This window comes from Qipengyuania flava, assembly GCF_011762005.1.
In the GTDB taxonomy this organism is placed as follows: domain Bacteria; phylum Pseudomonadota; class Alphaproteobacteria; order Sphingomonadales; family Sphingomonadaceae; genus Qipengyuania; species Qipengyuania flava.
Genome location: NZ_JAASQU010000002.1, coordinates 284,444 through 297,833 on the forward strand (window position 1 = coordinate 284,444; position 13,390 = coordinate 297,833).

The window sequence follows — 13,390 nt, forward strand, 5'->3', positions numbered from 1 at the left end:
TGAGCGATGAGCCTGCTCAAGAATGTCGGGACTATCGGCGGGCTGACCGCGGTCAGCCGCGTGTTCGGTTTCGTGCGCGACATCCTCGTTGCGCGCGTGCTTGGCGCAACGCCGATGGGCGATGCCTGGCAGCTGGCTTTCATGCTGCCGAACATTTTCCGTCGGCTGTTCGCCGAGGGCGCTTTCGCCAGCGCTTTCGTCCCGCTGTTCAATCGCCGCATGGTCGAAGGCCAGAGCGAAGCACAACGCTTCGCCGAAAGCGTGCTGTCGGTGCTGCTGCCCATCCTGATCGTCTTCGGCGGGCTGGCGATGGTGGCGATGCCGTGGGTGGTCGCCTATTTCGCGCCCGAGGGGCTCGAAAGCGATCCCGAGGCGCTACCGATCGCAGTGATGATGGCGCGCATCACCTTCCCCTACCTCCTGTTCATGAGTCTCGCGACATTGGTCGCCGCAGTGCTCAATTCGCTGTCGCGCTTCGCGGCGGCGGCGGCGGCACCGATCCTGCTCAACCTGTGCCTGATCGTCGCCCTCATTTACGGTGCCTCGCTCGGCGAAGGCGTGATGGCGCGGCGCGAAAGCGCCTTCTGGCAGTCGGTCGCGCTGAGCCTGTCTGGCCTGCTGCAACTGGTGTGGCTGGCCTTCTGGATGCACCGCGCGGGCTTTCGTATCCGCATGGTGCTGCCGCGCATCTCGCCCGGGGTGAAGGAACTGGGCATATTGATCGTGCCCGCCGTATTCGGCGCCGGCATTTACCAGATCAGCCGCTTCGTCGACCTGTTCTTCCTCTCCACGCTAGAGGTGGGCAGCTATACCTATCTCGCCATGGCGGACCGCTGGAACCAGCTTCCGCTGGGGATCATCGGGATCGCGCTGGGCACGGCCATCCTGCCCGCGCTGTCGCGCTATCTCTCGCGCGAGGAGAACGAAGAGGCGCAGCGCCTGCAGTCGAACGCGATCGAGCTGGCGATGCTGCTGACCGTTCCCGCCGCAGCAGCTCTCTTCGTATCGGGCAGCGCCTTCACGCGCGTGTTTTTTGCCGGGGGTGCCTTCAGCCTCGAGGACGCGATGATCACGGGGACGGTGGTGAGCGGGCTGGTGATCGGGCTGCCAGCCTATGTGCTGATCAAGGTGCTGACCCCCAATTTCTTCGCACGCAAGGATACGCGCACCCCGGTCTATACCGCAGCCTTTTCGCTGGTGGTCACCGTGGGACTGAACATCGCGCTGGTTCCGCGACTGGGCGTGCTCGCACTGGCTGTCGCAGGATCGATCGGCGCATGGTGCAATGTGGCGCTGCTCTACGTCATCCTCGCCAAACGCGGTTTCTTCCGTCTGCCCGCGCGGATCGCGGGACGCATTGCAAGGATTTTCGTCGCCGCGCTGGTAATGGGCGTGGCGCTGTGGTTCCTGATGCAACCGCTCGATCCGTGGTTCGGTGGCACCACGCTGCAACGCACTGGCGGGATCGCGGCGGTGACATTGACGGGCGCGGCGGTCTACGGCATCGCGGCCATCCTTCTCGGCGTGCTCGACCGGGCCACCATCGCCCGGTTGATGCGCCGCCAGACCTAGACCCGATCGAGAGAATAGCATGCGCGTCGTTTCCGGCATCCAGCCCACCGGCAAACCCCATCTGGGCAATTACCTGGGTGCCATCGTCAATTACGTGAAGCTGCAGGACGAGGCGCAGGCCGCGGGCGGCGAATGCCTGATTTTTCTTGCCGACCTGCACGCCATCTCGATGCCGCACAAACCCGCTGTGCTGCACGCAGCGACGCTGGAAATGGTCGCCACGCTGGTGGCCTGCGGGGTCGATCCGGCCAAGGCGATCCTGTTCAACCAGGCGCAGGTGCCCGCTCATGCCGAGATGCAATGGCTGCTCAACGGCACCGCCCGGATGGGCTGGCTCAACCGCATGACCCAGTGGAAGGACAAGGCAGGCAAGAACCGCGAAGGCGCGAGCGCCGCGCTGTTCACCTATCCGGTGCTGCAGGCCGCCGACGTGTTGCTGTACCAGGCCACGCATGTCCCCGTGGGCGAGGACCAGAAGCAGCATCTTGAACTGGCGCGCGACATCGCCCAGAAGTTCAACAATGACTTCGCCACCGAAGATGCGCCGGTCTTCACGCTGCCCGATCCCTATATTCCCGAAGACGCCGCACGGATCATGTCGCTGCGCGACGGCACGAAGAAGATGAGCAAGTCGGATCCGTCGGACATGAGCCGCATCAACCTGACCGACACCACCGACGAAATGGCGCAGAAGGTCAAGAAGGCGAAGACCGACCCCGAGCCGCTGCCGAGCGAACTGGCCGGGCTCGACGGGCGCGCTGAGGCGCTCAATCTGGTGACCATTTTTGCTGCGCTGGCAGGCTCCAATCCGCAAGCGGTTCTAGCCGAATACGGCGGGCAGGGTTTCGGACAGTTCAAGCCCGCGCTGGCCGAACTGCTGGTCAGCGTGCTCGAACCGATCCGCGACCGTTTCGTCGCATTGAAAGACGATCGCGAATCGCTCGATGCGATCCTTGCGCGTGGCGCCTCGCAAGCGCGCGAACTGGCTGGCCCGACGCTCGACCACGCCTATACAGCGCTCGGCCTAGTGCGCTAAGTCGCGGTAATTGCATCATATGTGAACCCGGCTATTCAATCCGCGTTCATCGCATTTCGTCTACGCCCATGCACATTCAATGGCAGTGTGCCCCCGGCAAGCGGTAGGCTGCGTGTACAGGCGGTTCATGATAGGATCGCATCGATACGAAAGGGATTGAGCATGACCGACCCGACGAAGGGTTGGGGGCGCAAAATCAAGCTCGCCTCCGTTCCCGTCCTCCTGCTGGGCCTCGCCGCCTGCGCCACTCCGTTCCGCGCGGATGTCTCGCGCTTCCAGTCGCAACTGCCCGCGCCGCAGGGCGAAAGCTATTTCGTGGTCGCCGACGATCCTGCGCTCGCCGGTGGGCTGGAGTTCGCGCAATATGCCGATCTGGTCGAAGCCCAGATGGCCAGCCTCGGCTATGCGCAGGCCGCTTCGGCGGAAGACGCTTCCTTGCTCGTGCGTTTCGACTATGACGTCGACAAAGGCCGTGAGCGCGTACGTTCGACCGGGTTCAGCGACCCCTTCTATTCGCCGTGGTACCGCTATCGTGCGCGCACCGGCTTCTATCGCCCGCGCTATTACAGCAGCCGCTGGGGCTATGGCTATTACGATCCGTGGTTCGGTGGCCCCGAAGTGCGCAGCTACACGGTCTACACCAGCGGTATCGACATGAAGATCGACCGCGCGGCGACCGGCGAGCGCCTGTTCGAAGGCAAAGCCGAAGCGATTTCGACTTCGAACCGACTGCAGTACCTCGTGCCCAATCTGGTCGAGGCGATGTTCACCGATTTCCCCGGCAATTCGGGCGAGACGCTGCGTATCTCGATCGCGCCGGAAAAGACGACGGTACGCAGGGTCGACTGACCCGCAAGCTGTCGCGGTAAACGAGCGAAGGGGCGGTCCGCACAAGCGGGCCGCCTTTTTCGTTAGCGATCAGCCGAGCTTGGCGTGGCCGCCGGTCGAACCGAAGCCGCCTGCGCCGCGTGCGGTATCATCGAGCTCGTCGACTTCGTCCCACGTCGCCTGCGTGACCGGCGCGAGCACCAATTGCGCTATGCGATCGCCGCGCGCGATAGCGAAGTCCTCCGCGCCGTGGTTGATCAGGATGACCTTGAGCTCGCCGCGATAGTCGCTGTCGATAGTGCCCGGTGTATTGGGCACGGTAATGCCATGCTTGAGAGCGAGACCCGAACGGGGGCGGACCTGTATCTCGTAGCCTGCGGGGATCGCGACGGACAGGCCGGTCGCGACCGCGTGTCGCTGTCCGGGGCGGATGGTCACATCCTCTGCGGCGAGCACATCCATCCCCGCGGCGCCATGGGTTGCATAGGCGGGCAGTGCCAACCCTTCACCATGCGGCAGACGCTTGAGCTGCACCGCAATGCGATCAGTCATCGCTTTCCTCCACCGGGGCCAGCGCTTCGGCGGCGCGCAACACCAGTTCGCGCGCGACATCTTCCTTCGCCATTTCGGGCAGACTTTCGACTCCACCTGCGGTGACAATATGCACCTGGTTGAGATCGCCCCCCATCACGCTTTCACCGACATCGCCTGCCACATTGTTGGCGACGATCCAGTCGGCGCCCTTGCGCTTGCGCTTCGACTTGGCGTTCTCGACCACATTTTCCGTTTCGGCGGCGAAGCCGATCAACAGCGTCGGGCGTTTGCGGCCCGCCGCCGTGCTGGCGAGGATGTCGGGGTTCTCGGCAAGAATCAGCGCCGGCGGGGCGCTGCCGCGCTTCTTCATCTTCTCGCCCGCAACGTGGCGGCTCTTCCAGTCGGCGACGGCAGCGACCATGAAGGCGATATCGACCGGCAAGGCGCGGCGCACTTCCTCTGCCATGTCCTCGGCGGTTTCGACATCGACGCGGTCGACACCCACCGGCGTGGGCAAATGGACCGGACCTGCGATCAGCGTGACCCGCGCGCCCGCGGCGGCGGCCATGGCGGCGATGGCGAAGCCCTGCTTCCCGCTCGACCGGTTGGCGATGTAGCGCACCGGGTCGATCGGTTCGCGTGTCGGTCCCGCGGTAATCAACACGTGCTTGCCGTAAAGCGGGCGATGTTCGGGATCGGGATCGAACGCCCCCTGTCCGGCGAGCGGAGAATTCTCGAAGGTAACGCTCTGCGTCTGGACCGACTGAAGCCCCGCGCCGTGGTCATAGGCCAGGGCGCTGGGATCGGTCGGCGGCGCAGCCGCCGCCTTGCCTTTGGTCGCCAGAATGGGCCCGGCTGCCGGGTCCGGCACGGGCAGATCAAGCGGTTCTTCGGCCGCGGCCTCCTCTTCCGCCTCGGGCAGAGCTTCGAGCTCCGCCTCGATCTCGTCATGCGTGCGCGTCTCGGTGGTGCGCGGGATGATCATCGACAGCAACCCGCCGAGCCCGCCGTTGGAAGGCGCCGCGTCCTCCGCTTCTCCGCCCGTTTCGGGCTCTTCCGCCCAGTCTTCGGACAAGGGCCCTTCATCCGGCGACATGTCCCCGGCCAGCGGCGCGGCCAGTTGCGCCGGTGCCGGCGCAGCCAGTTCGGGCAAGTCGAGATCGAGGTCGAGTTCCTGCGCGATCCTCGCCAGGATCGACGGCGGCTCTGGCATCCGCCCCGCGCCGAATTCGCCGCACGCCATCGGCCCCTCGTCGGGATCCATCACCGCAACGCCTGCCTGGCGCAGCCAATCGGCATTGCGCTGGGTCGCCGAATGCTCCCACATCCGAACATTCATTGCGGGCACGGTCAACACCGGCTTGTCGGTCGCAAGGATCAGCGTGGTCGCCAGATCGTCGGCGATGCCCGCGGCCATCTTCGCCAGCAGGTCGGCAGTGGCGGGGCACACCACGACGAGGTCCGCTTCGCGGCTGAGCTGGATATGCCCCATCTCGACCTCGTCCTTGAGATCGAACAGCGAGGTATAGACCTTGTTCTCGCTCAGAGCGGCAAGCGCCATCGGGGTAACGAACTGCTGGCCGCCATCGGTCAGCACACAGGTTACCTCCCCACCCGCCTTGCGGATCAGGCGCACGAGCTCGCACGATTTGTAGGCGGCGATGCCCCCGCCGATAACGAGCAGGATCTTCGGGCCGCTCACGCTGCGCTTTCGCCCCGCGGTTTCGGCCCCGCGCGCCCCGGCGCGGATCGGCAAGTGCATACCCATTGTCTCATCGCTGCGTTTGCTAGCGCCCCCAGTCCCGTATTGCCAGCGCGTAGCACTGGCAGTTTGTACCTATCCGCCTAACCTGACATGGTGAAGGAAAGGGTAACGGGGAGGCTTTCATGCATGTGATTCTGAGCGCGATACTGCTCGCACTGGCGATACTGGACCTGGTCCTTGGTACCAGCTTCCTCGTCGATCCGGCCAGCGCGGCCGCCGATTTCGGCCTCTCGATCGAGACCACGCATGGCGAATCGACCCTGCGCGGCGATATGACCGCATTCTTCTACGTGACCGCATTCTCGCTCGCATTCGGGGCGTGGAAACGTCGCGCCGAACTGTTGCTGCCCGCGTTGGGTCTGTTCGGGATCGCGCTGACCGGCCGCTTCATCAATTTGGTGGCGCAGGGCCCCTACGACGGCTGGCTGGTTCCTATGGGGGTGGAGGCGTTCCACTGCCTCGTCATCCTTATCGCGATGCGCAATTGGGGTCCACGCGCGAAGGCCGTCTGAGCGCGCACAGCAGGTCGCGCAGCGCCTGCGGGACAAACACCAGCCCAATGCCGAAGGCGGGCACGAACAAGCCCATCCAGTAGAAGTTCTCCTGCCGCGCGAACAGCGCCACAGCGGTGAGAAAGCCGGTGAACCACAAGGCTGCAAACAGGCCGCGAGGCTTGCCTGCGCCCAGCCACCCCAGCAGCGCGAGTACGGCGAGCGGTCCCGCAATCAGCGTCGGCAACAGGTGCAGCAGCGTGGTGACGTGAATTCCATAAAGCGGCAGCGCAGGGCCCATAAACCCGCTCCAACCGGGTGAAACGAGATCGCCTGGCAGCCGCACGGCCGCGACGGCCCAAGCGTGCCCGGCCAGAGCCAGTGCCACCACAAGCAGCGCTGCACCGATCGCGAGCGCCTTGTGCCGCTCTCGCGCCGCCAGCGCGATTGCCCCCCAGGCAAGCAGGAACGGAAGCGCCAGTTCACGCAGCAGGATTGCCAAAACCGCCAGCAGAAGCGCGAGCGGCCAAGCCCGACCCGCCGACAGCGCGAGCGCAAGCGAGAGCATCAGCCCGGCGAGGATGTCGTGGCTGAACGCGATATCGGGAATGAAGGCAACCATGCCAAACACTCCCGCCAACGCGCCGCCGGCCAGCGCGCGTCCCATTCCGTCAGCGCGCAACGCGTTGAACCACGCCAGCATATTGGCACCCCAAAGCAGGGCAGCGATGGTACGCCAGCCATCGGCGCCCCACCATGCGCTGGTCCATGCCAGCACGGGGGTCCGCACCGTCACGAAGGGACTCGTCGGCATAGCGAATTCGCGATGTTCTGCCGCGGCTGCGGCATGATAGGATTCCCCTGCAGCGACGCGCGCGTTGATGGCGCGATATAGGTCCATGTCGGGGCGCTCGCCACGCGCGGTACGTTCGGCGATGTCGCTACGTTGCGCCTGATCGCGCGTGTCGAGCGCGAGAACATTCCAGGCGCTGCCCAGCAATGTGAGTGCAAGCAGCGCCAGCGCTGCCCAGCGCGGCACGTGTGCAAGCGGGTGAGAGGGTAGTTTCATTTCGGCCCTCGTGCCGCGCGAAGCAACGAGATGCAGGCCCGCGGGGCAAATGCGAGACCGATGAAGAAGGCTGGCGCGATGACTGCGCCCCAATAGTAATTGTTCGAGCGCCCCACGAGCATGAAAGCCAGTGCATATCCGCCATACAGCAGAAAACCGGTGGTCCCGGCAGGCGTTCTCCAGCCACTCCATCCCAACAGGGCCAGCACCACCAGCGGGCCGGCCAGTTCATGTGGCAGCAGCCGCAGGTTCGAACTGAGGACCACGTTCGCGAGCCAGCCCGACAGTCCACGCAGCGCGAGCCAGCCCGGCCCCTGTGGGTCGCTTGGCAAGACCTGCGGGTGAATCTGCGCGATATGCCAGGCCAGTCCGGCGGCGAAGGCCAGCACGAGGGCCGCCCATGCAGCCGCCTCCTTCCAGTCGCGACGCCAGGCGGCCATCGTGCACAGCAGCAGTACGAAGGGCAGCGCGTGTTCGCGGATCGCCAATGCCAGTGCAGCAACCGCCAGCGAAGCGCCCCAGCGTCCCGGACGATGCAAGCCGAAGGCCAGAGCGAGCAACATTCCCGCCCACAATTCGTGCAATACGAAGAAATCGCGGTTGAGCCCCAGCGCCGCACCACCTGCGAGCAATGCCATTGCCAGCAGTCGGTGCTCCTGCCCGCCCGGCTCTTCCCCAAGCCTGCGCCACCACGCAAGCAGCACGGCGAGCGCGAGCACAAGCGCTGCCAGCGCCATTCCCGTGCCCCCCAAGGCGGCATGAAGATAGGCCAATGTGGGCAAGCGAACAGCGACGGCAGGTCGCACAGGGTAATCGCGCGCGCGCTGTTCCGCGACGATGAAAGCGTAGTAGCTCTCGCCTTTCGCGATGCGTTCGATCACGCGATCATAGAGGCGCAGATCGTCGTCACGCTGGGTTGCGGACACGGCGGCGGAACGTGCCGCTGAAGGGGGCTCGCTTCCGTTCGGTGCTGCGACTTTCTGTACTGTGAGCGACGCAAGCGCGGCCAGCACCAGAAGGGTAGCCAGCACTGCCAGCAGGAACCGTGCAGGCCACACCTCCCAATGCGCGAAACGATCCCAGCCCGGACTGTTGGCGGTCGGTTCGGCTAGCCGATCAGCCCCTGCATCATTGCTGCCCATGCGGCGAGCCCCCCTGCCCCTGCGGCGACGACATAGCCCAGCACGCCGCGACTGCGCGCCTTGCGTCGGCGCCTTTCCCACATCAATTCGACCTTGGGCAAGGGCGGCGGTTCGGGCGCGCCGCCCTTGGCGGGAAAGCGGTCCTCTATCCGGCGGACGAGTTCGGGAATGCGCAGCAGCGTCTCGGTGTCCTCGCGGATGCGGTCGGCGATTGCCGCCTCGGGGCCGAGTTCGTCGCGGATCCAGCTGCGCACGTACGGGGCCGAGGTATCCCACATGTTGATGCTCGGATTGAGCTGTGTCGCGATGCCTTCGACCATGACCATCGTCTTCTGCAGCAGCAGCAGGTGCGGTTGCGTCTGCATGTCGAAATCGCGGGTGATCGCGAACAGCCCGTCGAGCATCTGTCCGACACTGAGTTCGCTCACCGGCTTGCCCCGCATCGGCTCGCCGACGGCTCTCAGCGCGGTCGCGAACTCATCGACATTGTGGTAGCTCGGCACATATTGCGCCTCGAAATGGATTTCCGCGACGCGCCGGTAATTGCCCGTGGTCAGACCGTAGAGAATTTCCGCCAGCCACATGCGCGCGCGGCGGTCGATCCGGCCCATGATCCCGAAGTCGATCGCGGCGATCGTGCCGTCCGCTTTCACGAACAGATTGCCCTGGTGCATGTCGGCATGGAAAAAGCCCGAAGCGATCGCCTGCTTGAGGAAAGCCAGCACCAGCCGGTTGGCGAGCTCGGCTGTATCGTGCCCGGCCGCGCGGATCGCTTCTGTGTTGCTGATCTTGATCCCGTCGATCCAGTCGACGGTCATCACACGGCCATTGGTGCGGTCCCAGTCGATTCCGGGCACTTCGTAGCCCTCGGTGCCGACCATGTGCTCGGCCAGTTCCGACGCGCTCGCCGCCTCGCGGCGCAGGTCGAGCTCGCGATTGGTCCAGCGCTTGAAATTGGCAATCACCAGCCGCGGGCGCAGGCGCATGGCTTCGCCGCCCATCGCCTCGACATGCGCTGCAGCCCACTCGTAGGTTTCGATATCGCGCGCGAACTGTTCGCGCACACCGGGGCGCAGCACCTTGACCGCGACCTGCCGGCCATCGGTCGTGACGGCGCGGTGAACCTGCGCGATCGAGGCCGCGCCGACGGGCACCGGGTCGAATTCGCTATAGAGGTTTTCCAGCCGCTGCTCGAAGCTCGCTTCGATGCTGGCGCGGATCTTGTCGAAGCTTACCGGGGGCAGGTCGTCCTGCAAGGTCAGCAAATTGCGGACCGCATCCTCGCCGACGAGGTCGGGCCGCGTGGCCAGCGTCTGACCCAGCTTGATCGCGGCGGGACCGATGTCGCGAAAGGCGCCCGCGTAGTCGGGCTCCTTCGGTTGCACCGTGCCGAAGCGGGCAATCCGGGCAAGCCGTTTGACCGGCGCGGGCGTATTGGGGTCGCGCTCGATCCCGCGCAGCGCGCCGTGTCTCGCCAGTGTGCGGCCCCATTTGAGAAGCCGCCAGATATGCGTCGCCGGACGAGCCAAGTTGCTAGACCTTCCACCCCGAATGGATGTTGACCGCACCGCCGAGGATCGACTCCACCCTCGTGTTCTCGAAACCGGCATCGCGGATCATCGCCTCGAATTCGGGCGGTTTGGGAAAGCGGCGGATCGATTCGGCGAGGTAACGATAGCTGTCCTCGTCATTGGCGATCACCTTGCCGATCTGTGGCATGATCCTGTGCGAATAGAGGTCGTAGACCTCCTTGAAACCCGGCCAGTCGGTTGAGCTGAATTCCATGCAATAGAACCGCCCGCCGAATTTGAGCACGCGGTGCGCCTCGCGCAGCGTCTTGTCTATGAAGGTGACATTCCGGATGCCGAAGACGATGGTGTAGGCATCGAAAATGCGGCTCGAGAAGTCGAGCTCTTCCGCGTTCTGACGGCTCCACACCAGCCCGTCGATCCCGCGTTCCATCGCGCGCTCGATGCCGACATCGAGCATGTCCTGGTTGATGTCCGACACCGTCACGCTGGCGCCGCGGTCCGCCATGCGGAAAGCGATGTCGCCGGTGCCGCCAGCCATGTCGAGGATTGCCTCGCCCGGCTGTGGGCGGACGCGCTTGACGAAGCGGTCCTTCCACAGGCGGTGCATGCCGCCCGACATCGCATCGTTCATGATATCGTATTTGGCGGCGACGTTCGAGAAGACCTCGCCGACCCGGCCGGTTTTCTCGGTCGCGTCGATGTCTTCATAGCCGAAGGAAACGGTTTCGCTCATGGGAATGGGCGTTAGGGAATGTTTTCAGCGCAGTCCATGAGTCCTTGTGGCGTGCGTCAAGCGCATCCGCGTTTCTCCTGCCATGCCATCGCACGCCCCTCCCGACCCCCTAGATACAGCGTGCCGTGGCACGTCGCGAAGGGGCCCGCGACAGCCCGGACGCAGCGACAGAAGGGAGCGAATAGACGCCAGCACGACTCCCTGTTACCCGCCCCGTGATCATGCCCGAGCTTCCCGAAGTCGAAACCACCGTTCGCGGCCTCGCCCGGTTCCTCGAGGGCGAGCGGATCGTCAGCGTACGGGTCAACCGACCCGACATGCGCCGCCCATTCCCGCCCGATCTGGTGCAAGCAATGACCGGCGCGACGGTTTCGAGCCTGTCGCGCCGCGCAAAATACGGACTGATCCATACCGACCGCGACCACGCGCTGGTGTTCCACCTGGGCATGAGCGGACGCTGGCGGATCGATCCCGAGGATGCCGACAAGCATGACCATCTGGTACTCGCGACCCGGGAACACGTCTTCGCGTTGAACGACCCGCGGCGCTTCGGTTCGGTCGACCTGCTGCTGGCACCCGAACTCGATGCGTGGCCGCCTTTCGCCGCGCTTGGTCCCGAGCCGCTGGGCGATGCGCTGACGGCAGAGCATTTGCGCGAAGCCACGCAGGGACGGAAGCAGGCGATCAAGCTGTTGCTGCTCGACCAGCGGATCGTCGCCGGGCTCGGCAACATCTATGTCTGCGAGGCGCTGTGGCAGGCGGGGATCAACCCGCGCAAGGCGGGTGGCAGAGTGACGATGCCCCAATTGCGCCGCCTCGTCCCCGCGATCAAGGATGTGCTCACCCGTTCAATCCGCGATGGCGGTTCGACGCTGCGCGATTTCGCACAACCCGATGGCAATCTCGGCTATTTCGCCACCCGCTTCCACGTTTACGGCCGCGAAGGCGAAGCCTGCCATCACGAGGATGGCGGGACTGTCAGGCGGATCGTGCAAAGCGGGCGCAGCACATGGTTCTGCCCGGTCTGTCAGAAGTGAAAGGTCAGGCGTCGACCAGCGCGTAATGCGGCGGCGGGAACAGGCCTTCCATTTTTTCGCTCAGCAACGGACGGAAGCTCGGGCGGCTCTTCATCACCGAGTACCAGTGCCGCGTCTGGTCGTGGCCCTTCCAGTCGATCCCGCCGAGGTAGTCGGCCACCGATAGCTGCGCTGCGCAGGCGAGATCGGCGAGGCTCAGCGTCGGACCGGCGATCCACTGGCGCGTGTCTATCAGCCAGTCGATGTAATCGAGATGCGCATGCGCGTTCTTCATCGCTTCGCGCAGCATGCGCGAATCGGGTGGCTGGCGCAGCACGAGCCGCTTCTTCATCCGTTCATGCAGCAACGGACCGGTCACGTCGGCATAGAGATTTTCGTCGAACAGCGCGACCAGCCGGCGAATTTCTGCGCGTTGCAGCGCGGCACCGTTGATCATCGGATTGCGGTCGACCGTTTCCTCGAGGAATTCGCAGATCGCCTGGCTGTCGGACAGGCTTGTATTGCGCGCCCGATCATGGAGGACAGGGGTGCGGCCTGCGGGGTTGAGATGCCAGAATTCATCGCGCCCCTCCCACGGATGCTCACGCACCAGTTCATAGGCGATGTTCTTCTCGCCCATCAGCAGGCGCAGCTTGCGGCTGAAGGGGCACAGGGGGAATTGGTAGAGCTGCCACATGGATTCTCTCGCCTTGCCACAGACGGTAGCCATGCGTCCACTGCAGCGCGCCAGTCCGCGCAGCAATTAGCGGTGGATCAGTCGGCTTGCGGAGCGATGGCCCGCATCCGGGTGGCCATGTCGCGCAACAGCGGGGTCATTGCGGCCAGACCTTCTGCCATGCTGCCTGCGGCTTGCATGGCGCGCGGGACGACGCGGGCGACCTCTTCCCCTGCGCGGTCCGATTGCGGAACCATGCGGCGCAGCGTCAGGTCGGGATCGATGTCGCGCGTCTCTTTGTCCGCCATCTCGGCAGCCGCTTGCGCCAGCGGCGCAACCGGCATGTCGAGCAGCACCTCGGTCATTGCTTGCAGCATCAGTGCCATGTCGCGCTGGTAGGCGGGATCGCGCATCTGCTCGCCCAGATCGCTCAAGCCTTCCCTATCGGTGGCTTGAGCAGACACCGCGGCCGGAAGGGCAAGCGAAAGGAAGAAAGCGGGCAGGACAAAGCGAAGCATGACGGAACCCCGGCAATTTGCGGAGGCGCGACGATGCCCGTTCGCGACTGAACGCAGGCTTACAGCCCCGACGCGTCGAGCATCAGCAGGCAGGCGGGCATCACGTCATCCACCCGGCCGGGGGTCTCGCCCAGCGCTGCATGCTCGCGCATGACGAGCGCCATGACCGTTTCGCGGTCGGCGCCGGTTTCGTCCATCAGCCGCGCAGTGGTGCGGACAAAGAATTCCTGCCCCCGCTGCGCCATCACCGGATAGTCGCTGGCGGATCCATCACCTGCACGCTGCGCCTGATGGACCAGCCCGAATGCGACCGAACAGCGCAGCGCGCTGGCCTGTTCGAGAGTGAGGTCGGGCAGGGGCGAAGCCGCAGGGGCGGGGGCCGCTGCCTGTGCAAGGGCCAGTACGAGCGGAGTGAAAAGCATGGTCATGGGTCGCTTCTACGCCCGCCCCGATGAACCGCAAGCGACCAGACCGCTTT

General features: G+C 65.0%; 14 protein-coding genes. 5 read left to right on the forward strand and 9 right to left on the reverse strand.

The genetic code is table 11. From position 1 onward, the window contains the following. Positions 1-6 precede the first annotated feature (6 nt). The 3 genes from murJ (at position 7) to FHS69_RS08035 (ending at position 3,457) form a co-directional block, all read left to right on the forward strand. Positions 7-1,572 (forward strand): murein biosynthesis integral membrane protein MurJ, encoded by a 1,566-nt coding sequence (gene murJ / locus FHS69_RS08025; protein WP_166777288.1) that lies wholly within the window; start codon positions 7-9, stop codon positions 1,570-1,572. A 19-nt stretch (positions 1,573-1,591) separates the two neighbouring features. Beyond that, complete coding sequence (gene trpS, locus FHS69_RS08030; RefSeq protein ID WP_166777289.1) at positions 1,592-2,608, forward strand: tryptophan--tRNA ligase; 1,017 nt, start codon at positions 1,592-1,594, stop codon at positions 2,606-2,608. Between the two features lie 162 nt (positions 2,609-2,770). Next, the gene (locus FHS69_RS08035; RefSeq protein WP_166777290.1) at positions 2,771-3,457 is read left to right on the forward strand and encodes a DUF4136 domain-containing protein; all 687 of its coding nucleotides are present in this window, start codon (positions 2,771-2,773) and stop codon (positions 3,455-3,457) included. Positions 3,458-3,526: 69 nt separating this feature from the next. Here the strand turns inward: FHS69_RS08035 and dut are convergent, their stop codons facing one another. Next, positions 3,527-3,988: a dUTP diphosphatase gene (gene dut / locus FHS69_RS08040; RefSeq protein ID WP_166777291.1), complete on the reverse strand. Its 462-nt coding sequence runs from the start codon at positions 3,986-3,988 to the stop codon at positions 3,527-3,529. Beyond that, positions 3,981-5,732 (reverse strand): bifunctional phosphopantothenoylcysteine decarboxylase/phosphopantothenate synthase, encoded by a 1,752-nt coding sequence (locus FHS69_RS08045; protein ID WP_208380290.1) that lies wholly within the window; start codon positions 5,730-5,732, stop codon positions 3,981-3,983. Before FHS69_RS08045 ends, dut begins: the two co-directional genes overlap by 8 nt. Positions 5,733-5,857: 125 nt before the next feature. Here FHS69_RS08045 and FHS69_RS08050 point away from each other — a divergent pair, with 125 nt between their 5' ends. Beyond that, the gene (locus FHS69_RS08050; RefSeq protein WP_166777292.1) at positions 5,858-6,247 is read left to right on the forward strand and encodes a hypothetical protein; all 390 of its coding nucleotides are present in this window, start codon (positions 5,858-5,860) and stop codon (positions 6,245-6,247) included. Here the strand turns inward: FHS69_RS08050 and FHS69_RS08055 are convergent. Genes FHS69_RS08055 through FHS69_RS08070 form a run of 4 tightly spaced genes read right to left on the reverse strand, consistent with a single transcriptional unit; the run spans position 6,204 to position 10,702 of the window. Then, positions 6,204-7,295 (reverse strand): hypothetical protein, encoded by a 1,092-nt coding sequence (locus FHS69_RS08055; RefSeq protein WP_166777293.1) that lies wholly within the window; start codon positions 7,293-7,295, stop codon positions 6,204-6,206. The two genes, FHS69_RS08050 and FHS69_RS08055, sit on opposite strands and share 44 nt — an antisense overlap. Then, a complete protein-coding gene (locus FHS69_RS08060) occupies positions 7,292-8,437 on the reverse strand; it encodes a hypothetical protein (protein WP_243844595.1) in 1,146 nt (381 codons plus the stop codon). Before FHS69_RS08060 ends, FHS69_RS08055 begins: the two co-directional genes overlap by 4 nt. Further along, positions 8,404-9,966, reverse strand: a complete 1,563-nt coding sequence (gene ubiB / locus FHS69_RS08065; RefSeq protein ID WP_166777294.1) for a 2-polyprenylphenol 6-hydroxylase — start codon at positions 9,964-9,966, stop codon at positions 8,404-8,406. Before ubiB ends, FHS69_RS08060 begins: the two co-directional genes overlap by 34 nt. Before the next feature lie 4 nt (positions 9,967-9,970). Continuing rightward, positions 9,971-10,702: a class I SAM-dependent methyltransferase gene (locus FHS69_RS08070; RefSeq protein ID WP_166777295.1), complete on the reverse strand. Its 732-nt coding sequence runs from the start codon at positions 10,700-10,702 to the stop codon at positions 9,971-9,973. A gap of 221 nt (positions 10,703-10,923) precedes the next feature. On the opposite strand from FHS69_RS08070, the gene mutM reads away from it, so the two are divergent. Continuing rightward, positions 10,924-11,739 (forward strand): bifunctional DNA-formamidopyrimidine glycosylase/DNA-(apurinic or apyrimidinic site) lyase, encoded by an 816-nt coding sequence (gene mutM, locus FHS69_RS08075; protein WP_166777296.1) that lies wholly within the window; start codon positions 10,924-10,926, stop codon positions 11,737-11,739. Between the two features lie 4 nt (positions 11,740-11,743). Here mutM and FHS69_RS08080 read toward each other — a convergent pair whose 3' ends face one another. The 3 genes from FHS69_RS08080 to FHS69_RS08090 all read right to left on the reverse strand — a co-directional run bounded on the left by FHS69_RS08080 (position 11,744) and on the right by FHS69_RS08090 (position 13,340). Next, on the reverse strand, positions 11,744-12,415 hold the full coding sequence (locus tag FHS69_RS08080) for a glutathione S-transferase family protein (protein ID WP_166777636.1): 672 nt from the start codon (positions 12,413-12,415) through the stop codon (positions 11,744-11,746). A 77-nt stretch (positions 12,416-12,492) separates the two neighbouring features. Continuing rightward, positions 12,493-12,828, reverse strand: coding sequence for a hypothetical protein (locus FHS69_RS08085; protein WP_166777297.1), 336 nt, complete (start codon positions 12,826-12,828; stop codon positions 12,493-12,495). 143 nt (positions 12,829-12,971) lie between these two features. After that, a complete protein-coding gene (locus FHS69_RS08090) occupies positions 12,972-13,340 on the reverse strand; it encodes a hypothetical protein (protein ID WP_224800641.1) in 369 nt (122 codons plus the stop codon). Positions 13,341-13,390 lie beyond the last annotated feature (50 nt).